2 tRNA genes and 1 rRNA gene are annotated in these 256 nt (G+C 56.6%); all 3 read left to right on the top strand.

The features are described from left to right. Positions 1-88, top strand: a 5S ribosomal RNA gene (gene rrf / locus KNP77_RS15915); the annotation flags it as partial. A gap of 9 nt (positions 89-97) precedes the next feature. Then, positions 98-173, top strand: a tRNA-Val gene (locus KNP77_RS15910). 9 nt (positions 174-182) lie between these two features. Then, positions 183-255, top strand: a tRNA-Thr gene (locus KNP77_RS15905). Position 256: the final 1 nt, after the last annotated feature.

Raw genomic sequence — 256 nt, 5'->3', positions numbered from 1 at the left:
CCGTTCCCATGCCGAACACGGAAGTTAAGCGCTTCAGCGCCGAAAGTAGTTGGGGGTCTCCCCCTGTGAGGATAGGACGTTGCCAGGCATACATATCGGAGGATTAGCTCAGCTGGGAGAGCACCTGCCTTACAAGCAGGGGGTCGGCGGTTCGATCCCGTCATCCTCCACCATTTACACCTGCCGGTGTAGCTCAGTTGGTAGAGCATCTGACTTGTAATCAGAGGGTCGAGGGTTCAAATCCTTTCGCCGGCAC

The organism is Exiguobacterium sp. s142 (genome assembly GCF_018618455.1).
Taxonomy (GTDB): domain Bacteria; phylum Bacillota; class Bacilli; order Exiguobacteriales; family Exiguobacteriaceae; genus Exiguobacterium; species Exiguobacterium aurantiacum_A.
Note: the sequence above shows the minus strand (reverse complement) of the source record. Positions and strands in the feature narration are given on the sequence as shown.